This is a genomic window from Pantoea allii (assembly GCF_002307475.1).
GTDB classification, from domain to species: domain Bacteria; phylum Pseudomonadota; class Gammaproteobacteria; order Enterobacterales; family Enterobacteriaceae; genus Pantoea; species Pantoea allii.
Map to the genome: position 1 here is coordinate 254,104 of NZ_NTMH01000030.1, position 21,679 is coordinate 275,782.

Below are 21,679 nucleotides of genomic sequence, written 5' to 3' on the forward strand. Positions count from 1 at the left end.
GTTAAATTATGGAAAATAGTATTCCAAAAATCGTTTATCAGGCTGAAACCAATGAATGTGCGTTGGCCTGTATTGCTATGCTGGCGGAAACCCAGGGAATGGATGTGCCGCTGGACGTGCTGCGCGAACAGTATCCGGCGTCGGCCCACGGCACCGCACTGTCAACCCTGTGCGCCATCCTGTCCGACCTGGGGATTCCGGCGTATCCGGTGGCTTTCGACCTGGATGAGCTGGCAGAGCTGCCGTTACCGGCCATTTTGCACTACGGCGCCAGCCATTATGTCCTGCTGGCCTACCGTCAGGGCAGCTATGTGTGCGTGATGAACCCGGCGATTGGCGAGCAACTGTTACCCATCGCCGCGCTGCGCTCCGAAATCAGCGGCTATGCGCTGGTGCTGGATAAAGACGCCATCGGCGAAAAGCCCGCCGTGGCAGCCCACAAGCGCACGCGGCGCTTCCGCGCGCTGGACTGCATGAGCCTGAAACAGACGGCAGGGATTCCGGGCATTTACCGCCTGATGCTGCTGGCGTTTCTGGTGTCGCTGACCCTGTTCATCATGCCGGTGATGGTCAGTTCGGCCATCAACAATGTCTTCTCCTCCGGCGGTGAACGCGATTTCCCGTACTTCTACTACCTGCTGGCGTTTGTGGTATCAACCCTGCTGGCCTTTGTCGTGCGCAGCGTCACCGAGCGCTTTATCAAACGGTTTGTGGTGATGCAAAGCGTCAGGGGGTTCGCCAGCCTGCTGAGCAATACGCTCGCGTACTTTGAAAAACGCAGTCCGGGTGAGATCTACAGTCGCTTCGCCAACTGGCAGATGGCGGCGGCCCAGAAAATCGAGCTGGATAACAGTCTGCGCACAGACTGGATCGTGGGCGTGATTGCGCTGGCGGTGATGTGTTACATCAGCCCGCAGCTTGCCACAATCTCCGCCGTGGGCGTGACCTTAATGGGCCTGGTCAGCGTCTGGGCGATTTTTCGCGATCGCTATTACACCCAGCAGGTGCAGGTGAAAAGCGCGGAGCAAAGTGACTTTCTGCTGGAATCTATCCAGGGTTTCGCCACGCTGAAATCGGCGGGCTTAAGCGCCCAGCGCCAGACGGCGTTTGCTGGCTTTGCCGCGGCCCTGTTTGACGTCAGGCAGAAGCAGAAGGTGTACGAACAGGTCAAGAGCAGCCTGTACCAACTGATTGGCAGCCTGGAGATGGTGTTTTTCATGCTGCTGGCCTTACCGCTGCTGAAAGACAACCACATCTCGCTGGGGGAGTTCTTCGCCTACAGCTTTGTGCGCCAGATTTTTACCGCCTATATCACCCAGATTTTCTTCTCGGTGTTGCAGAAAAACCAGCTGCACGTCATTGATACGCGCGCTGCCGATCTGTTTCCGCAGGCAGAAAAAGACGAGGACGCCGGGGCGCTCGTACCGCCCGTCCACTTCACCCAGCGGCTCGATTACCGTGCGCTGCAGTTTGCCTACGAGCCGGGCAAGCCGGTGCTCAGCAACGTGTCTCTGGCGTTATGCTGGGGGGAAACCCTGGCGATTGTCGGCGAGTCCGGGGCCGGTAAAAGTACGCTGCTGAAAGTGATCACCGGGCTTATCGCGCCCCAGTCCGGCGAAATTCTTGTGGATGGCGAGCAGGTAAGCGCCCGTCAGGCGCAGAAGCTGTTCTTCCTGCAAAGCCAGGGGGACATCCTGTTTAACACCAGCGTCCTGCAAAATATCACGCTGTTCGATCGTCATCACGATGCGCAAAAGCAGCTGCGCATTGATGCGTCCCTGCGCGGCCTGAAGCTCACCGGGGTGATTGACAGCCTGCCGGGAAAACAAAACGCGCTGATCCGCGAAAGCCATCCCGCCCTGTCGCTGGGGCAGCGTCAGCGGCTGATGCTGGCGCGTGCCATGTACAGCGACTGTCCGGTGATGGTGCTGGACGAACCCACCGCCAACCTTGACGAACAGACCGCGCTGCAGGTGATGCAAACCCTGATCGACCACTGCCGTGAATACGGCAAAACGCTGATCGCCGTGACGCACAGTGAAACGGCGCTGCCGCTGTTTGACCGCATCTGCGTGCTGAGAAATGAACAGATGCAAGAAGTTCAGGACGCGGCGGAGACGGGCAGGCTGCCTCAGGGGGAACCGGCGTGAGTGCCGTCATAAAAAAACGTCCCGTGCTGACCGCAAAATTCTCTAAACCCGTTTTTCTGCTGGTCGCGCTGCTGCTTATTCTGCTGGCGGGCGGCGCCTGGGTGCTGCACAGCATGTTGTCTGACCGCGTTGTGCCGCAGGTCTCGCAGGTTATCGATCGCGGTGATATTGAAAAAACCGTGCTGGCCACCGGCATTCTTAAACCCTCTGTGCAGGTGAACGTGGGCGCACAGGTCAACGGTCAGTTAAAAAAGCTCTATGTACGTGCCGGCGATCGGGTCACCAAAGGGCAGTTGCTGGCGGAAATTGATCCAACACTGCAACAGAGCGAACTGCGTAAATCCGAGGCCGAGCTGGACAGTGCGATGGCGCAGAAACAGGCGTCGTTATTTACCTTAACCCAGTACCAGCAGGAGCTGAAACGCCAGCGGCAGATGGATCGTGAAGGATCAGGCACCAAAAGCAACCTGGAGCAGGCGCAGGCCAGAGTGGATACCCAGAAAGCACAGATCAAAGTGAATGAGGCGCAGATCGTGCAGGCGCAGATGGCGCTGGAAACGGCGAAAGCCAACCTGGGCTATACGCGCATTCTGGCACCGATGGACGGTCAGGTGCTGGGGATCGTCACCAAAGAGGGCCAGACCGTGGTCTCCTCGCAAACCGCGCCGACGATCCTGGTGCTGGCGAACGTGGACACCATGACGGTGCAAACCCGTATTTCAGAAACCGACATCCTGAAAGTCCATCCCGGCCAGCCGCTGTCGTTCTACGTGGTCGCGGACCCGCATCATCGTTATCACAGCGTGATGGGCGCGTTGCAGGACGCGCCTGACGAGGCCCTACAGGATAGCAGCCTGCGCGGTCAGCCTCAGCAGTCTTCCGCCGTGTATTACAACGGCGTGTTTAGCGTGCCGAATCCCGACCACCGGCTGCGCACTTCCATGACGGCACAGGTCTTTATCGTCACCGAACAAGCCAAAAACGCATTACGCCTGCCGGTGATGGCGCTGGGTCAGCCGCAGGGTGATGGCCGCTACGCTGTGCAGGTCGTGAAAGGGGAGACAACCGAACAGCGGCTGGTGCGCGTGGGGATTAACGACCGGCAGTTTATTGAAGTGAAAGAGGGCCTGCGTGAAGGCGAACGTGTGGTCACGCAAAACACCGCAGGGGCCGCCAATGGCTAGCGCGCCGGTGATTGAACTCTCTCATATCTCCCGTCGTTTTGGGACGGGCAACGCGGCGGTGACGGTGCTGAAGGACATTTCCCTGCGAGTGCACGTCGGTGAAATGCTGGCGATTGTCGGCGCATCCGGCTCCGGTAAGTCCACGTTGATGAATATTCTGGGGTGCCTGGATAAACCCTCGGAAGGCGAGATGCGCATTATGAATGTGTCCACTCAGGTCGCCACAAGTGACGAGCTGGCACAACTGCGCAGTCAGTATCTGGGGTTTATTTTTCAGCGCTATCACCTGATGCCTTATCTGACCGCCATCGAGAACGTCACGATCCCGGCGCTGTATACCGACATGCCCGTTTCGGCGCGTCAGTCGCGTGCCGAATACCTGCTGGAGCGCCTGGGGCTGGGGCAGCGCATGCACTACCGGCCAGCGCAGCTTTCCGGTGGTCAGCAGCAGCGCGTCAGTATCGCGCGCGCCCTGATGAACGGCGCGCCGGTGATTCTGGCGGATGAACCCACCGGCGCACTCGACAGCGCCAGCGGGCAGGCGCTGATGGGCATTCTGCATGGTCTGCACCAGGCCGGTCATACGCTCATTATCGTGACGCACGACCGCAGCATCGCCGCGCAGTGTCAGCGCATTGTGGAAATCCACGACGGCCAGATCGTCGCCGACCATGCCAACCCGGCGAGCCAACAGGGCCAGCCGCAGGGATTACCCACGGTTGCCGCGACCGGACGCACCACCGTCTGGCAAAGCATCAAAGAAGCGGTGCGCATGGCGTGGCGTTCGCTGCTGGGGCATCGCATCCGCGCGTTTCTTTCCATGCTCGGCATCATTATCGGCATCGCCTCTGTGGTGTCCTCGATGGCGGTGGGCGAGGGCGCGCGGCAAAACATTCTGAGCCAGATAAGCCAGTTGGGCACCAGCACCATCGAAATCCAGCCCGGTCTGGGCTGGGATCAGCCGCGCCCGGATTTTGAGCGGTCGCTGACGCTGGAAGACGTGGCGCTGCTGGGCAAACAGCCCTTTACCGACAGCCTGTCGCCGGTGGTGAGCAAAACCGTGCGGGCGATCCGTGGGGGGAAACAGGTGCTGGTATCGCTGCTGGGCGTGAGTAACGGTTTCTTCCGCGTGCAGGGCCTGCATTTTGTTGCCGGCAACCGTTTTACGCCACGCGACCTCGACGATCGTGAGCCGGTGATCATCATCGATCCCAACGTGCGCAGCACGCTGTTTGCCGACGGGCAGGAACCGCTGGGCGAGATTATCCAGCTTGGCGGGGTGCCATTCCGGGTCATTGGCGTGGCGGACAAACACGGGCCGAAGTCTGTCGGCGAGCAGCCAGGTGCCTGGATACCTTATACCTCGCTGCTTGAACGCATGTCGGGTGATACGCCGCTGCAGTCCATTACCCTGCGCATTGCTGACGGTTACCCGATTGAAACGGCGCAGCAGCAGATTGAGCAACGGCTGGACTCGGCCCATGGCAAACGCGATTTCTTCACCCTGACCAACGATCAACTGACGAAGACGATCCGCAAAACCTCAGAATCCATGACGCTGCTGATCACGGCGATCGCCGGGATCTCGCTGCTGGTGGGCGGCGTGGGTGTGATGAACATCATGCTGGTATCCGTGACGGAGCGCACCCATGAGATCGGCATTCGTCTCTCTGTCGGGGCGCGTCCGGTGGACATCATGCGCCAGTTCCTGATTGAAGCGATGGTGATTTGTACGCTTGGCGGCCTGACAGGCATTGTCGGATCGGGCATCGCGGGGCTGATTTTTTCTCAGGTTACCCAGGAGTTCCGCATGATTTTCACCTGGCCGCCCATCCTTCTGGCCTGCGGGTTTTCCGCGCTGATCGGGCTGGGGTTTGGCTTTTTCCCGGCGCGCAACGCCGCCCGGCTGCACCCGACCGAGGCGCTGGCACGCGAATGAACAGGCTGACGCAATTCTCCACGGCGCTGATGGCGCTGATGCTGACCGGCTGCGGCCAGGCACTGAAAAGCGACTATCAGCGGCCCCTGCTCTCGGTGCCTGACGCCTGGCGCGTACAGGATACCGGCGAAGGCGTGGCGACATTCACCCCGCACTGGTGGGACAACTTTGGCGATCCGCAGCTGTCGCGGCTTATCGTCGCCGCGCTGCAAAGTAATCACGATTTAGCCCTGGCGGGCATCAAGCTTAAGCAGGCACGGCTGGCGGCGGGCCTGTCCGATCTCACGCTGACGCCTGATTTTTCGGTCAACGCCAGCGCCAGCAACAGTAAGAATTTACGGCGTGATACGGCCTCCGTGGAAAATTACAGCAACACGCTGACGGCAGCCTATGAACTGGATCTGTGGGGAAAACTGGCGCGCACGCGTGAGCAGTCGGACTGGCAGGCCAAAGCCTCAGAACAGGATTTGCGTGCCACCGCCCTGACGTTGATCGGCACGGTGTCCCAGCTCTACTGGCAGATAGCCAGTCTGAATCAGCAAATCGGGAACCTGCAGCGCAGTCTGGACATTGCCCGGGATACGCTGCGGAGGGTGACGTCGCGCTGGAAAGCCGGGGATCTCGGCCAGCTTGATTATCTGCAGGCGCAACAAACGGTGCTGAACCGGGAAAACAGCCTGCACGATCTCAGTCAGCAGCGCGAGGAAAGCCGTAACGCCCTTGCGATTTTACTGAGCCGTCCGCCGGGGCAATATCCGGCAGAGCGCCGTTCGCTGGACAGCGAACAGTCTGTGCCGGTGGCGCAGCGCCTGCCGCTGGAGACGATAGCCAAACGGCCGGATGTGCGGGCCGCCGAGCTGAACCTGCGCGCGGCGCTGGCCGGTTCGGACGTGGCACGGCTGAATTTTTATCCCACGCTGACGCTCAATGCCTCCCTGAATGCCGGGGCGTCGGTGTTCCGGCAGTGGTTCAGCAATCCCGCCCGAACGCTTGGATCGGCGCTCGATCTGCCCTTTATCCAGTGGAATAAGGTGCGACTGACGATTGCACAGTCCGATCTGGAGGTGCAAAGCGCGGCCATCCAGTTCCAGAAAACCGCCTACAGCGCGTTGCAGGACATCGACAACGCGATGTCACAGCGCCTGACCTGGCAGCAGGAAAAACAGCGGCAGCGGGATAACCTCGCACTGAGCCAGCAAAGGCTGACGCTGGTGGAAAGCCAGTATCGCCACGGTGCCGTGGCCTATCAAACGCTGCTGGATGCGCAGAATACGCTGCTGGACAGCGAAAACGCGCTGCTGAACACGCAATACAACTACCTCTATTCCACGATGAAGCTCTGGCTGGCGCTGGGCGGCGGGGAAGACGACACAGTGAATCACTAAGGATGAATCATGCAAATGGACAGTTTACAGGCGGCGAACGCGCCACGTCGGGTGGTGGTCACCGGTTATGGTGCGGTCACGCCATTGGGGATGAATGCCGCTGAAAGCTGGGCGGCCATCATGGACTACAAACCCGGCTATCGCTATTGCGACAAGTCTGCCGCAGGGATCAAATCCCGTTTTTACGGGCTGATCGATGAAGAACCTTCACTCAACGGCGTTCCTGCCGCGATCCGCCGCCGCCTGCCGCGTTTCGCGCGGCTTACCCTGGCCGCCGCGCGGGAAGCCATGCAGATGGCCTTTGGTGATGAAAAGCCCGGGCAGCACTACGATCTGCGCGATTGCGGCGTCATCATGGGCACCGGCTGGGCGGGGCAGGACGAAACCCAGTTGCATTATGAGGACTTCCTGCGCACCGGCGTAGGATCGCCATTTGGCTGTTTCTTCTCCATGCCCAACGCCGCCACGGCGGCCGTCAGTCTGTTGTGGGCGCTTCGGGGATACCAGAACACGCCGGTGGCCGCCTGTGCGACCGGCACCATCGCCGTGGGCGATGCCTTTGAGCTGATCCGTCAGGGGCGCGCCAACATGATGCTGGCAGGCGCAGGCGAGTCGCTGCGCTCGGATTCAGCGGTATGGAATATTGATGTGCTGGGGGCGCTGGCCAGTGAGCAAACGGCGTTAACCCGTGCCTGCTGTCCGTTTAGCCAGCATCGCAACGGCTTTGTCCTGAGCGAAGGGGCGGCGGTGCTGTGCCTGGAAGCGCGGGAATCCGCCATAGTGCGCGGTGCGACCATACTGGGCGAAATTCTCGGCTACGGCAATTACTCGGACGCCTTCGATTTTACCGCACCGGCTGACGACAAAATTGCCCGGGTACAGACCATTCGCGGCGCGCTGAACCAGGCCGGCATTGACGCCAGCGCACTGGATTACATTAATGCGCACGGCACCTCCACGCCGCTTAACGATCTCAACGAAACCGAGGCGCTCAAAATGGCGCTGGGTGAGGCGGCGGCTTATGCCACGCCCTGTTCCAGTACCAAATCCTATAGCGGTCATCTGATCGCGGCCGCAGGCAGCTTTGAATCTATTATCTGCCTGCAGGCCTTGCAGCATCAGATTATCCCCGCCACCTGCCATCTCGATGCGCCCGATCCGCAGTGCGATCTGGATTATGTGCCCAATAAACACCGTCCGGCGGCGTTGAACACAACGCTCAACCTGAGTTTCGGCTTTGGCGGCGCGAACGCGGCGCTGGTTATCGGTCGGGGGGAATAAAGCATGTCGGTGCGTTATACGCTGCGTGACGCGGAGCGCTGGGCCGCGTTTTCCGGAGACCGCAATCCGATTCATTTTGATGCCGCCGAGGCGAGACGTCTTGGCCTGGACGGATTATGCGTCCACGGTATGCGCGCGCTGCTGGATGTGAAGGCCGGGCTCAGCCAGGCGCTGGAAAAACACACATTGTGGTCGGACGGTCTGCTGTTCACCAGCCGGCTGCGCGATCCCGTGCTGTGCAGCGTTCCCTATCAGCTGTCGTTAAACGAAACGCACACCGGTGACCGGGTACAGATCAGCGGCAACCTGGTTAACAGCTATACCCTGCAGAGCAGCATCAGCAGCAAGCTGACCGAGGCGAAACCGCTGGCGTTATCGCCGGTCAGCCAGGCGAAGACCCTGCGTGGGGCGGCGCTGGCGGCACTGTATCGCCAGTTTCAGGCGGTGGAAAATCTCCCTATCCCGTTATGGAGCTTTTTTGATGCCGTGCTGTTTCGTCAACTGGTGAACGCCCCGGAAACGCTCGACACCGTACACCGTCTTCTGCCCGATCATCACGCGACCTGCCTGGGGGACATATTCAGCCGGGTACAGGTGGTGCAGACCCATCATCAGACCCATTTTTCGCCGTGGCTGCTCCAGACGGCGGGAAACGCGCTGCAATGTGAACCTTTGCATTATGCCATCCAGCCGACGCTGGTCATGGGCGAAAAAGCGGCCGGCCTGGTGTTAGTGACGGGCATTCAGGCCTGGCGCATCAATGAGCCGCTGATGACCGTCACGGTAACGTTGAAAACCGGGCCGCTGGCTGAATAACAACATATCTATACCACTAACCAAAAATTCGATCTGAACATAAGTAAATCATTGAACTAAAGGAATAAAAAATGGCTCAATTTGATGAAGTTTACACCAAGGTATGCGAGATGCTGTGCGATGCAAAAGATCTGGAGATGACCAGTCTCCGGCCGGACATGCCGCTGTATCTGCTGAAACTCGACAGTCTGGATTATGTGGAACTGATGGTGCTGGCGAAGCGAGAGTTTGGCGTCACGATTGAGGCCGAAATGTTCGCCAGTAACGTCAACATGACGCTGAGCGAGTTGTGCGAGTACCTCAGCGAAAAAAGCCAGTAAGCCATGCGTAATCAATGGATCTTAGTCACCGGTGGAAGCCGTGGGATTGGCCGTGCGACGGTATTGCGGCTGGCAAAACAGTGGAATGTGGTGTTCACCTGGTGCAAGGATGAAAGCGCAGCGCGCGAGGTGGAGCTTGCCTGCAAGGCGTTGCCCGGCAGGGTGGAAGGTTATCAATGTGACGGCGGGGATGAGCAGGCGGTGACCCGGCTGGCGACCGATCTGCTGGCGCGTTACGGCGCGCCCTATGCGTTGGTCCACAATGCCGGCATTACCCTTGATGCCCTGCACATTCATCAAACCCCGGCGAACTGGCGTAAGGTGATGGACACCAACCTGAATACTCTCTTCTACTGGAATCATCATCTGCTCGAACCCATGATGATGCAGGGGACAGGCTCGGTGGTGCTGATGTCGTCGGTGACCGGCGTGAAAGGCAACAGCGGGCAAAGCGCCTATGCGGCAAGCAAAGCCGCGATGATTGGGCTGGCACGCACCTTAGCGGTGGAACTGGGTCGCTTTGGCGTGCGGGTCAACAGTCTGTTGCCTGGCTATATTGACACTCAGATTATGGCCACCATCCCCAACGCCAAACGGGCGGAACTGCGAAAAACTATTCCGCTGAAACGCTTTGGCAAAGTGGATGAAGTGGCGGGTGCCGTCGCCTGGCTGGTCAGTGACGACAGCACCTATATGACCGGTCAAACCCTCATTCTGGATGGCGGTCTTTCTGCCTGATCCCCGGCCTGATCTCTGCTCTGCTTAAACAGGACGTGACCCGTCCTGTTTTTTTTACTGACGACCACTTGTCAGGCGCGTTCTGCCTCTTTCCTGCTGGCTATCCTTAACCTGTCCCTTCTGCGGCTGATTGCACTCAACGGCATTCAATGCGGCGGGCAAAAGGGGCCTTTCGCCGGGTCAGTCAGCCTCATCTAAAAAACGTTGCACGGCTCTTATCGAATCCGGCGCGGGATCTGAGATAAATCCTTGTAAATACGTGCGCCTAAATAAGTCATCCCGGCCAGAAAAGCACAGAAAGGGTGGGCATAAGCCGTTAGTCAGGCGTTTTAGGTCGTGCGGTAACGGCGTTGATGTTAAATAAAACCATTAATCCGTAGATTAAATGCTGTGCGAAATTTAAAATGTTAATGTAATTAAATCCCTCGGTTATATCCTCACAGTTTCACGGGGATTAATCCCGCCGTTTTTTTCATTGCCTTCTGTTTGATGTATTGTCTGTTAAGACGTATATTAAAAATACATCCGTAAGTTATTCACGTGTTACGTAAAGGAGGTTTTATAAACAGCCGGGAAAACTGATCGCTATTATTGCACAAAACATCCTTCGCACGCGCTGTATTAATGCGCGCGTATTGACCCTGTCAGAAAAGCATTTCTGGGTGAGTGCCACCGGACTGAATGTTTATCTGAGACCACATGAATATGAAGAGACACTATGAAAAATCGTAAATACCTGACGCCGTCTGAAGTCGAGAAGCTGCTTGAAGCGACCCTGCACGGCAAGCACCCAGAGCGGGATTACTGCCTGATCTGGATGTGTTTCATCCACGGCTGTAGAGTCAGTGAAATCAGCAGCTGGCGACTGTCCGATATCGATATAGAGGGGAATAATATTTATATTCATCGATTAAAAAACGGCTTTTCTACCGTTCATCCGCTTTACCGACGTGAACGTAAATCATTATCGCTGTGGATGAATAAAAGAAATCATTATCGTGGTGCGGAAACAGACTGGTTATTTCTTTCTAACCGAGGCACAAAATTATCCCGGCAACGCATTTACTGGTTAATCCGAAATTATAGTCAGGCGGCAAATCTGACAATTAATGCGCATCCTCATATGTTAAGACATGGCTGTGGTTTTGCGCTGGCTGACCGGGGAATAGATACCCGTTTGATTCAGGATTATTTAGGCCATCGTAATATACAGAACACCGTTATCTATACGGCAAGTAACGCGCAGCGATTCAAAGAAGTGTGGTAAATAAGCTGTAACGAGTTATTACAATGGAGTCATTTTGAACTAAATTGGAGCTTACTTTAGTGAGCTGTTATATTCCTGTCAATACTGTTTGTATTATCGAGTAACATTTTATTTTAACTATTTAAATTTCAAAGTGTTATGTGAAGATTTTCTGTTTAATTACCTCCCTGCACCCCTCGGTTTTTTCTTATCTCTGTGTCACCCCTTTATATTCCGCATTACGTTAGCTTAAAAAATACTATATCTATATCTTCTTAAATCGTTGTTTTTAAGTGTTTTATCCTGAGTTATCCCTGCTTTAAGGTGTAAAAAACCAAAGGAGTCACTTTAGTTCAAAATGAATCGTTTGTCTTTCGGGTAAAACCGTTCGGCGATTTATTAATTTGAGACGGAGTCTCATGAACTAAATAAAGGAATGACAGATGGTTTTGTCATAACGAATTCGATCGCCGCGTTATAGGCATATCGATTTTAATTGTTTACAGGATAATTCTCGTGAAAAAAACGCTTATTGCTATTGCTCTGATGGCGACTTCCGCTATTTCTTCTTCTGCTTTCGCTTCTGATGGCGCCGTGAACTTCACCGGAACCATTACCGATGCAGCCTGTACGATTGACACTGCGTCTCAGAACCAGGACGTGTTCCTGGGCAACATCGCACGTACCGCTTTCGCGGGTGCTGGTTCTCTGGCTGCGCCGAAGAAATTCACTCTGGTCCTGACTAACTGCCCTGACACCGTCACGGGTGCAACCGTGCGTTTTGACGGTACCCAGGTTTCTGGCGACAACAGCATTCTGGCCCTGACCGCTGGCGACAGCACAGCAACAGGTGTGGGTGTGCAGATTTCTGACAGCCAGAACCGGGTCGTCCCGCTGTATGAAGACTCTTCGGTTTACCCTCTGGTCAGCACCGGTCCTAACAACCTGGACTTCAGTGCGCGCTACATCTCCGTGGCAGATTCCGTCACCGTGGGTGATGCAAACGCGGTAACCCAGTTCACCGTCGTTTATCAGTAATTTCGCGTTCGTAGTAGCAGATCAGAGGCCGCTGTTGCCTCTGATCTTTTTGAATGTTTCAGGGCAGGTAGGGACACCATGAAGAATTGGCGCAAAACAGCGTTGGCAGTGGTATTAACGACTTTTTGCACGATCGCGCAGGCTGGCGTCGTCGTCGGCGGCACGCGTCTGATCTATGACGGTGCAAACAAAGAGTCATCCATCAATATCAGTAATCCCGACAAAAACGTGTACTTGATCCAGTCATGGGTGGACAGCGGGGATACCGCGCCGGGCGCACAGGCGAATAAAGCCCCGTTTATCGTGACGCCGCCGTTATTCCGTCTGGACGGGAATCAGCAAAACATTTTGCGCGTGGTACGGGCGGGTGGCGATCTGCCAGAGAACAAAGAGTCGCTGTTCTGGCTCAATATCAAATCCATTCCTTCTGTAGAGAAACGGCAAAACACCCTGCAAATTGCGGTGAAAACGCGTATCAAACTGATTTTCCGTCCGGCTGGTCTGAAAAGCACGCTGGAAGAGGCGGCCAAAACGCTGACCTGGAAACGAGTGGGTAACCAGCTTCAGGTGACGAATCCCTCTCCGCATTACATCACCTTTTTCAACGTCAGGATCAACGGCACTGACGTCAAAAATGCCACCCTGGTCGCCCCTGAGTCCGATGCCATGTTCGATTTGCCCGCCAGCGTCGCCGGCGGATCGCTGACCTGGCAGTTTATCAATGACTATGGCGGTACCAGCAAGGTTCTGACGGGCAGTCTCTGATCTCGTCGTCGGGGGGCGCATTACGCCTGTCGCCTATAAGGAAGTGATGCACGCAGGCGCCAAACTGCGTGATGAGTTGGAACAAACACAATGAAAAAAATAACAAATATTCCTGCGTCAGCCGGTTTCAAACTGTCCTGTCTTGCACAGCTCGTGGCCTGTCAGGTTGCGCTGTTCATCGGCGGAACGGGTGTGGTCAGTGCAGCGGAATACTTCAACCCGGCCTTATTAGAAATCGATAACCCTGTACAGGGAAAAGCGGATTTATCCATTTTCGAAGACGGCGAATTGCAGCCACCCGGCACCTATCGTGTGGATATTTATCTTAATGGTTCCGAGGTCGATACACAGGATGTCACCTTTACCCTTGCAACGGATGCGTCCGGTAAGCAACGCCTTCAGCCCTGTCTGAGTGGCGAGCAGTTGCGAGAGATGGGCGTAAGAATTGGCATGTTCCCGGATATTCAGGCCACGGATGCCTGCGCCAATTTTACCGAGGCAATAGCGCAATCCTCCGCAATATTCCGTTTTGATCAGCAGCGGCTGGAACTGAGCATTCCGCAGGCGGCGTTAAATTCGCAAGCGCGCGGTTATGTCTCGCCAGAGCTGTGGGACCCGGGCATTCCGGCATTGCTGCTCAATTACAGCTTCAGCGGTGCCAACACCGAAGCGCGGGAAAATGATGCCCGAAACACGAATACCTATTATCTGAACCTGCGTTCCGGCGCAAACCTTGGTGCCTGGCGTCTGCGCAACTATTCAACGTGGAACCGGGACAGTAAAGGTCAAGACAGCTGGAACTCCATCAATACTTACCTGCAGCGCGATATCCAGATACTGCGAAGTCAGCTGACGCTGGGCGACAGTAACTCGCCAACGGAAGTGTTTGATACCGTGCCTTTCCGTGGCATTCAACTCGCGTCTGACGACGATATGTTGCCAGACAGCAAGAAGGGCTATTCACCTGTCGTACGCGGCATCGCGCAGAGTAATGCCCAGGTCACCATCCGCCAGAACGGCTATGTGATCTATCAGAGCTATGTTCCTGCCGGGCCGTTTGCCATTTCTGACCTTTATCCAACGGCGGGCAGTGGCGATCTGAATGTGACCATCAAAGAAGCGGACGGCACCGAACGCACCCTGATCGTTCCTTTTGCTTCCGTACCGGTTCTTCAGCGTGAAGGGCACCTGAAATACAGCTTCACCAGCGGTCAGTACCGGTCGTACAACGATGAGGTTGAAAAAATGCCCTTTACGCAGGGCACCGCCATCTATGGTTTGCCGCATGGCGCGACCGTCTACGGCGGGCTGCAGGCTGCGAGTAAATACCAGTCGCTGGCCCTCGGTCTGGGACAAAATATGGGGCGCATCGGGGCACTCTCTGCTGACGTGACCCAGGCGTGGAGCCGCCAGGAGAATGGCGTGAAAGAAAACGGGCAGTCCTATCGCCTGCGCTACGGTAAGAGCTTCGTTGAAACCGGAACCAACTTCAGCCTTGCCAGTTACCGTTATTCGACGGCGGGATTTTATACCCTGCAGGAAGCGCTCGAAAGCTACGGCAGAGGCAATGACGATAACCGCGATCACAAGAAGAGCCGTGCCGAACTCACGCTCAGCCAGAACTTATGGCAGCAGGGTGGCGCACTCTCGCTGAGCCTGGTGAAAGAAGCCTACTGGAATAACAACCGCTCCAGTGAGTCGGCCAGCATCGGCTACAACAACACCTGGAAAGGGATCTCATACGGTGTGAACTACAGCTATAACCGCAACGGCATGGACGGCAATGGCAACCGCACCTATTACACCGACCAGATTATCGCCCTGAACCTCAGTGTGCCATTGAGCAAATGGCTGCCGGGCAGTTATGCCACCTATAACCTGAACAGCAGCAAAAATGGCAATACCTCGCATAACGTGGGCCTCAGCGGGACGGCGTTACGTGACGACAACCTGAATTACAGCCTCAGTCAGGGTTACACCACTCAGGGGCAAGGCGCGAACGGTTATGCCAGTGCCGACTATAAAGGCACTTACGGTGAAATGAACGCCGGTTACGGCTATGACCACAGCCAGCGCCGCATGGATTATGGCCTGCAGGGCGGCATTGTGGTCCATGAAAATGGGGTCACGCTTTCACAGCCCCTCAGCGAAACGCTGGTGTTGGTGAAAGCCCCGGGCGCGAACGATGTGAGCATCGCCAGCAATACCGGGGTACGAACCGACTGGCGCGGTTATGCCGTCGTACCTTACGCCACCGCCTATCGCCGTAACCAGATTTCGCTTGATACCGCGACCCTGCCGGACAACGTGGATATGACGCTGACCAGTGCGTCGGTCATCCCCACGCGAGGGGCTGTGGTGCGTGCAGACTTCAAGCCAAACGTGGGCCAACGCGTGCTGATGACGCTCACCCGCGCTAACGGCGAGCCGGTGCCGTTTGGCGCAACCGCGGGCATTGATGATGACAAAAAGAGCACTGGCAGCATTGTCGGCGACGGGGGGCAGGTTTATCTGTCGGGCATGCCGGATAGCGGAACGCTGACGGTGAAATGGGGGACTGCGGCGGCACAGACCTGCCGGGTGAGTTATCGCCTGAATGAACAGTCGGCCACCTCGGGGATTCAACTTATTAATGGAGCCTGCCGGTAAGGCGGAACAGGGATATGAACGAACGCATGCAGACCTTTATTCTGGACACGACCTCACACCGCAATTCGTTGCGCCGTTCTTTCGGGGGCAAACGCGCAGCCTGGCTTTGCCTGGCGCTGGCGGGCGGCATGTTAAGTGCCCAGGCGCAGGCAAGTGATTGCGCCCCGACAGACGGGACAAAATCGTACAACTTCAATATGTCTTACCTGCTGGCGGACCCGTCACAGAACACCACGGGCAGGGTGATTAACAATGCCTATCAGTGGAATCTCAGCGGGAACTACAACGTGACCTGCTCATGTACCGGCAGCTATACCGGGGCCTACGTCACGGCAAAAGTACCGGATACCGGGCTGGTCTACAGCGACGGTAATCTCAACTATTACAGCATCAATGAATATCTGGCGGTGGCCAGCGAGGTTTACATCGCCGGCGGTTATGGTGCAAACAGGGCAACACCGTTCACCAGCGTCAGCAACCTGAACAGCGCCACCAACTGCGGCAGGTATCCTTACGCCACCGGCTCACGCGGTTCGATCTCACTGTATTTTCAGCGGCCCTTTGTCGGCGAACAAACCATTCCTCTGACGAAGGTGGTTGATGTTTATCTCGCTTCAGATCCGACAACGCAGTCTGGCGTACCGGTTTCAACCGTCTGGATGAGCGGCACGGTAACCGTGCCGCAATCCTGCGAGATCAATGGCGGGGGCGTGATCACCGTTCCTTTCGGCGACATCATGTCAGGGGATATCGCCACCAAAGGGGAAATGGCGAAAAACTTTACGCCGAAGAACGTCAATTTCAACGTCGCCTGCACCAATATTTCCGAGGGCGTGAAGGTCAGCCTCTCTTTCCAGGGAACGCCAGATGCAAACGATCCGACGCTGCTGTCCACCACCAACCGCGACGTAGGCGTCAGGATTCAGGATACCGCTGGCACAACCATCGTGCCGCTGAGTGGACGCTTGCCGCTGAGGATGGATTACGCCTCGCAGGTCGGCACCTCGGGGATTAACTTATTTCCCGTTAACAGCACAGGTCAGGCACCTGAGACCGGGGATTTTTCGGCGACAGCGACGATTCGCGCCGAAATAGAGTAATTCCGTGATGCAACGCGTAAGGGAAACGAAAATGGTTAAGGAAGCAGCGTTCAGTTTGAGCAACAAAGCAAAAACGCCGGCGTTGATACTGTGGCTGACGGCCATCATGCTGGCCTCGCCGGTGAGGGCGAATACTCAACTTAATATTACTGGCAACATCAAAGCCTCGCCTTGTCACATTGACCTGCCAGCCAGCGGATTGAATGTGGATTTAGGCCAGAACATTTTAGCGACATCCCTGGCTGAGGCGGGCGCGTCAACCGACTGGCGACCCTTTTCGATTGTCCTGAGCGAATGCCCGGCATCGACGCGGGAGGCGACGATGACGTTGAACGGCGTGGCGGATGAGGTCGAAAGCACGATGTACGCGAATACAGGTACCGCCTCTCAGGTACAAATCGAGGTGCAAAGCCGTGACGGTGTGCCGCTCGGCAACGCCACGCAAAGGGTACAGCGCGTGGATAACGCCGGTCGTGGCACCACCTTCGAGATGCAGGCGCGCGCCTACAGTGCGCAGGGCAATGCCACGCCAGGAACCATTGTTGGAACCATGCAGGTCACCTTTACTTATCAGTAGTTGAAAGGGCACGAACAGAGAGAGGAAAACCCACACAGCAAGTCCATCTTCTGGTCGAGAGGAGGCTGCCGTCAGGGCGCGTTACGAAGAAAACAAGGAGGTAAGATGAACGTCGTCACTCATTTAACGCCAGACCCTACTCCATCAGGCACGTCGCCTGCCGGATCAGGGGTACTGATTATGGATGCCTGCCCGGCGACCGCGCTGGGCATAAAGCAGATCCTGGTCGGGTCATGTGGAATAACCGATGCCATCAGCTATGTGCAAAGTCTGGCGGGCATCTCATCGCGCGTGGCCAGCGCGCCGCCAGCGCTACTGATTATGGATATCTGCGGCGAAAAAGAGCGCATGCTGGATGGACTGCGCCTCTTGGGGCAACTGCATGAAACCTGCCCGGCCATGAAGATCATTATCTGCACGGATTTCAGCGACTACCGGATACTTGAGATGCTTGTCTCCTCGAAAGCGCACGGCATTTTGTTAAAACACGAACCGGCACTCGCGCTGGCGCAGGGTGTCACCCGATGTCTCGCTGGCGAGCGGCAGTGGCTAAGCCCCAAAGTGCAGCAGTTGCTGGCAAAGACCACCCCGAAAAATACCGCGCTGACGGCCAGAGAGCTGGATGTTCTCGCTTATCTGTTTTCCGGCCTGAGCGTTTCCCGGGTGGCGCAGGCGCTTCATCGCGATATCCGAACCATCAGTACCCATAAGCGGAATGCCATGGTGAAACTGGGTTTTCACAATGACAGTGAACTCTTTGCGCAGGGCACCTGGATGGCGCAAATCGGTCCCGCTACCGGACTTTAAGCGTTACCTCTGGATGTGTTTCTTAATGGATAAACGGCCGGCAGCCCCGGCCTGCAAGGAGCAACCGCCTGATGAATCAGACCTGCACATCGCCCCGCACCGTGGCGCTAATGGACAGCCATCCTTTAACGCTCGCTGGCCTCTCGACGCTCATTGAGTCTGTCGATACAGACTGTGACATCATCATTCGGGAACCGAGCCTGGGCAAAATGTTCGATGCCCTGATGTACCAGTCCGTGGATATCCTTATCACCGACTTGCAGAGCGCGGAGGAGACGCTCCAGGAAGGCATTGACCTCTTACTGCGGCTGAACGCGCAGTTCCCCGACATGAATATCGTGGTGTATACCTCATGCCATGACAGTAACGGACTGCGGACCTTACTGAATCACTACAATATCAGCGTGATCGCACGCGGGGAATCCCTGGCCAATACACAGGAATTCTTCAAACAGGCGTTTGAGCAGAAGCGTGTACTCAGCCCCAAAATCTGCTGTGACCTTGCGCGAATCAATGAAACCCATCACTGTACGCCGTCGAAATTAACGCGCAGCGAACGTGATGTTTTAAGGCACCTTTTTAATGGCATGGATTTGCAACAGATTGCGCGGATGAAGCAGTTAAGTATCAAGACGATTAGTGCCCATAAATGCAATGCGATGCGAAAACTCGATGTCAGGACCGACGCAGAGTTGTTTCTACAGTTAAATACTATGTTTAATCAAGGATTCGATTTCTCATGATCCAACACGCGCATTTGAGCAGCCTGTGTCAATGTGTTCGTAATAAGGCACCGATTATCGTCCTTTCTGATAATTACTGGTTGTATTTCGGTGTCTCACAACTGTACCCGCATTCGAAGGTTATCCACGTCAGGTTTCTTGATGAAGCGCTTTATCGCAAGTTATGGGGTAATGCTGATTCAGTCATATTAATTATTGATAACGATATCTTTATTCAGGGTGAGTGGTTATCGATGATGGGGATGTTTGAGGTCTGTACGTTCCTGAAAATCATCTGGCTAAAAGGGGATAAAACCGGCGCTTTTATTCCCGTCGATCATGCCAAAAGTTTTCTGGTGGAGAAGAAAAAAGCCCTTTTCGAATTTGAACGTGATTTGAATGACATTTTTTGCGGTCAGGAATTACGGATCGCGAAAAGTCCATGCACAAGTTTAACCAAAAAAGAGCGCTATATGATTAAATACCTGGCCGCCGACCAGGATATTCAGACCATCTCTGAGCGTGCCTGCTTATCTCTGAAGTCAGTCTACCATGTCCGATCAACACTGATGAGCAAGCTTGGCTTCGACAATGCGTATTTCTTTCAGCTTATCCTTTTCAAAAATATCGACATACTCTTTCCCTTTTTTACCAACAGAACGCACGCATTTCATGTCCAGCAGCGTCAGTGAGCCATGAGGCAGGTTGAACCTGTTGAGCCAGAAAAAACAGGGTGCTTATTATTCCATGAGGTGACAACCGCACAGAATGGATAAGCGTTTTTCTACTAAAAAGGGAACGCTGAATGTCAGACTGCCATTTAGCGACTGATCATTTCCCTCATCCTGTGGAACATCAGGTTTAAGATAAATACCAGCATAGATAAATGTATCTGATTGAATGCGGGGCTACACGAATGCGCCCTTGCAAAAGCAAAATGTTCTGGACAAAGCACCCTGGATTAAGTTGCTGTTTTTATGGGTTTTATTTGTATTAAAATAATGCCGGTTTGATATGAATTATAAATAATCCTAAAAGCGGACGTTAAGTTTTAATTTATTACTTTCAGTCTGTTATTGTTAACGTTATTGGGGTAAATCATTCTTTTATTTTGTCTGTTTTATCATTTTTGCAGTTTAATATTCTGGTTGCTCTGTTTTTTATGGGTTTAAGTTCTTTGATATTCATATTTACAACAAATCCGATGATTAAATATTCCGTTTTTATAAAAACACACTTCCAAATATATTCATCTGTGTGATTTAATCTTTGGCCCATAAGCTTATGACAATACCCGAATTCGGATTCGCTACATCACAACCGATGATGCTTGTATGAATTTACATTGAAACAATAAACGGATGTAACAATTTGCTATGTGTTTTTTATGCGTTTATATCACCTTAAATAGGTAGGTGGATTGAAGGGAAGAAGGCCGTAATTATGTTGGTTATATTCTTATCTACAGTTTTTGTTTGAAATCTTATGGAAGAGTAAAAATAAAAAGATGAAAAGAAGAAAATACCTGACGGTGAACGAGGTCGAAAGGTTGATCTCTGCCGTGGGCACCTCAAAAAACAGTGAAAGAAACCAATGCATGTTGCTGATGTGCTTTATACACGGACTCAGAGTCAGTGAGTTGTCGCAACTGAAACTGAGAGATGTGGAGATTTCCAATAAAATCATCTATATATCGAGGTTGAAGAATGGATTTTCAGTCCAGCATCCTTTGCAGCATCGCGAACTGTTAGCGTTAGAGGCCTGGATGCAGAAGCGTTCAAGCTATTTGGGTTCGGATTCTGAATATCTGTTTTTATCGCGACACGGTAAAAAAGTATCCAGGCAGCAGTTATACCGTATTTTCAAGGTGGCCGGTAAAGCCGCAAATATCAACATTGATGTGCATCCGCATATGTTCAGGCATGCCTGCGGCTATGCCCTGGCGGATAAGGGATGTGATACGCGACTGATACAGGATTATTTAGGTCACAGGAATATTCAAAACACCGTCATTTACACGGCATCGAATGCTGCCCGTTTTAAATCTGTCGTGTTTTAGCCTGCGGGGGAATGCCTTTTTTAACGACCAGACCTGCGATGAGGAAAAAGACTCACGCCACCTGAGAGGTGGCGTGAGTCCTGATCGCTGGCGTGTTATTGCACCGGCAAAACCTGTCGGCACGATGTTCCTGTGTCGGCTGGCAGGGGCGAGGTTATCGTGGCTGGCGTCTTCACTCTCCTTTACGCGAAAGTGATGGAGAGAACCTGAGTGCACTGGACTTCAGCGGAAAACTAATGATTAAGGTGTGCTATTTTATGCCGTGAGTCTCTCATTCCATGCATCAGTAAACTGAATATTGCCATCAACAATCCGCCAGGTGATTTTTTCATACTGCAAACTGATACTTTCAACGTGGTTCATTTTATCATTACCCGCTAAGCGGACATTAGGTACGCCGCAGTTGACGCCTGTCACTTTTACATTTTCCATAAGGACTGTGTAATAACAAACTTCTTGTCCTGCATCGTTTATGTGATAGAACTTAATTTCTGCACTTTTTAACGTTTGACCAGTAGCCGCAGCCTTATAAAAGTAAGGTGTAGAATTATCAACATCTTTTTCAATCATCATGGATGAATGCTGACGCGTACCAGTAATTTTCCCGTTAGTGCTATCGACAGGGAGGTTAACGCCATGACCCAGTCCGATGATCTCTATGCTCCCTTCCCGATCCTGAACGTCAACCGATCCTTTAATATCTGCGCCGCCGTCGTCTTTAAGCCACATATAGGGAGGAATTGGCATACTATTTTCTCCTTGTTTTTCTGATTAACATCATTGTTATTAAATAAAAAGCAATACTGATCGTTACGACAGTGAAAAAGTCTATGTAGAAATATGCATCGTAGATTGATTCTGCATTAACATCACCCGTTAAAAATAGGGCTAACTGACTGACAA

The 21,679-nt window shown here is 54.2% G+C and carries 19 protein-coding genes; 18 read left to right on the top strand and 1 reads right to left on the bottom strand.

Annotation, left to right across the window (positions count from 1 at the left end; all coding sequences use genetic code 11):
• The first annotated feature begins 8 nt into the window (after positions 1-8).
• The 18 genes from CMR03_RS10690 (at position 9) to CMR03_RS10775 (ending at position 20,776) form a co-directional block, all read left to right on the top strand.
• On the top strand, positions 9-2,150 hold the full coding sequence (locus CMR03_RS10690) for a peptidase domain-containing ABC transporter (protein WP_096011502.1): 2,142 nt from the start codon (positions 9-11) through the stop codon (positions 2,148-2,150).
• A 23-nt stretch (positions 2,151-2,173) separates the two neighbouring features.
• Positions 2,174-3,334, top strand: coding sequence for an efflux RND transporter periplasmic adaptor subunit (locus CMR03_RS10695; protein WP_096011540.1), 1,161 nt, complete (start codon positions 2,174-2,176; stop codon positions 3,332-3,334).
• Positions 3,327-5,273: an ABC transporter permease gene (locus CMR03_RS10700; RefSeq protein ID WP_096011503.1), complete on the top strand. Its 1,947-nt coding sequence runs from the start codon at positions 3,327-3,329 to the stop codon at positions 5,271-5,273. Before CMR03_RS10695 ends, CMR03_RS10700 begins: the two co-directional genes overlap by 8 nt.
• Positions 5,270-6,658, top strand: a complete 1,389-nt coding sequence (locus CMR03_RS10705) for an efflux transporter outer membrane subunit (protein ID WP_096011504.1) — start codon at positions 5,270-5,272, stop codon at positions 6,656-6,658. The genes CMR03_RS10700 and CMR03_RS10705 overlap by 4 nt, the downstream gene beginning before the upstream one ends.
• Positions 6,659-6,673: 15 nt before the next feature.
• On the top strand, positions 6,674-7,939 hold the full coding sequence (locus CMR03_RS10710; protein ID WP_096011541.1) for a beta-ketoacyl-[acyl-carrier-protein] synthase family protein: 1,266 nt from the start codon (positions 6,674-6,676) through the stop codon (positions 7,937-7,939).
• Between the two features lie 3 nt (positions 7,940-7,942).
• On the top strand, positions 7,943-8,755 hold the full coding sequence (locus CMR03_RS10715; protein ID WP_096011505.1) for a MaoC/PaaZ C-terminal domain-containing protein: 813 nt from the start codon (positions 7,943-7,945) through the stop codon (positions 8,753-8,755).
• Positions 8,756-8,826: 71 nt separating this feature from the next.
• Entirely contained in the window at positions 8,827-9,075 is a 249-nt protein-coding gene (locus CMR03_RS10720) for an acyl carrier protein (RefSeq protein ID WP_063878245.1), read from the top strand.
• Positions 9,076-9,078: 3 nt separating this feature from the next.
• Entirely contained in the window at positions 9,079-9,813 is a 735-nt protein-coding gene (locus CMR03_RS10725; protein ID WP_063878246.1) for an SDR family NAD(P)-dependent oxidoreductase, read from the top strand.
• Between the two features lie 718 nt (positions 9,814-10,531).
• Entirely contained in the window at positions 10,532-11,080 is a 549-nt protein-coding gene (locus tag CMR03_RS10730) for a tyrosine-type DNA invertase (protein WP_063878247.1), read from the top strand.
• 495 nt (positions 11,081-11,575) lie between these two features.
• Positions 11,576-12,097, top strand: coding sequence for a fimbrial protein (locus tag CMR03_RS10735; protein ID WP_063878248.1), 522 nt, complete (start codon positions 11,576-11,578; stop codon positions 12,095-12,097).
• 78 nt (positions 12,098-12,175) lie between these two features.
• Positions 12,176-12,862 carry a fimbrial biogenesis chaperone gene (locus CMR03_RS10740; RefSeq protein WP_063878249.1) on the top strand — a complete coding sequence of 229 codons (687 nt, stop codon included), beginning with the start codon at positions 12,176-12,178 and terminating at the stop codon, positions 12,860-12,862.
• Positions 12,863-12,952: 90 nt separating this feature from the next.
• Positions 12,953-15,511, top strand: coding sequence for a fimbria/pilus outer membrane usher protein (locus tag CMR03_RS10745; protein ID WP_096011506.1), 2,559 nt, complete (start codon positions 12,953-12,955; stop codon positions 15,509-15,511).
• Positions 15,512-15,525: 14 nt separating this feature from the next.
• On the top strand, positions 15,526-16,611 hold the full coding sequence (locus CMR03_RS10750) for a fimbrial protein (protein WP_244181367.1): 1,086 nt from the start codon (positions 15,526-15,528) through the stop codon (positions 16,609-16,611).
• A 31-nt stretch (positions 16,612-16,642) separates the two neighbouring features.
• Complete coding sequence (locus CMR03_RS10755) at positions 16,643-17,188, top strand: fimbrial protein (RefSeq protein ID WP_158087019.1); 546 nt, start codon at positions 16,643-16,645, stop codon at positions 17,186-17,188.
• A gap of 105 nt (positions 17,189-17,293) precedes the next feature.
• On the top strand, positions 17,294-17,995 hold the full coding sequence (locus tag CMR03_RS10760; RefSeq protein WP_244181368.1) for a LuxR C-terminal-related transcriptional regulator: 702 nt from the start codon (positions 17,294-17,296) through the stop codon (positions 17,993-17,995).
• 71 nt (positions 17,996-18,066) lie between these two features.
• Positions 18,067-18,738 (top strand): response regulator transcription factor, encoded by a 672-nt coding sequence (locus CMR03_RS10765; RefSeq protein WP_063878251.1) that lies wholly within the window; start codon positions 18,067-18,069, stop codon positions 18,736-18,738.
• The gene (locus CMR03_RS10770; RefSeq protein WP_096011509.1) at positions 18,735-19,409 is read left to right on the top strand and encodes a helix-turn-helix domain-containing protein; all 675 of its coding nucleotides are present in this window, start codon (positions 18,735-18,737) and stop codon (positions 19,407-19,409) included. Before CMR03_RS10765 ends, CMR03_RS10770 begins: the two co-directional genes overlap by 4 nt.
• 815 nt (positions 19,410-20,224) lie before the next feature.
• The gene (locus CMR03_RS10775; RefSeq protein WP_063878253.1) at positions 20,225-20,776 is read left to right on the top strand and encodes a tyrosine-type DNA invertase; all 552 of its coding nucleotides are present in this window, start codon (positions 20,225-20,227) and stop codon (positions 20,774-20,776) included.
• Between the two features lie 255 nt (positions 20,777-21,031).
• Here CMR03_RS10775 and CMR03_RS10780 read toward each other — a convergent pair whose 3' ends face one another.
• Positions 21,032-21,523, bottom strand: a complete 492-nt coding sequence (locus tag CMR03_RS10780; protein ID WP_096011510.1) for an Hcp family type VI secretion system effector — start codon at positions 21,521-21,523, stop codon at positions 21,032-21,034.
• Between the last annotated feature and the right edge of the window lie 156 nt (positions 21,524-21,679).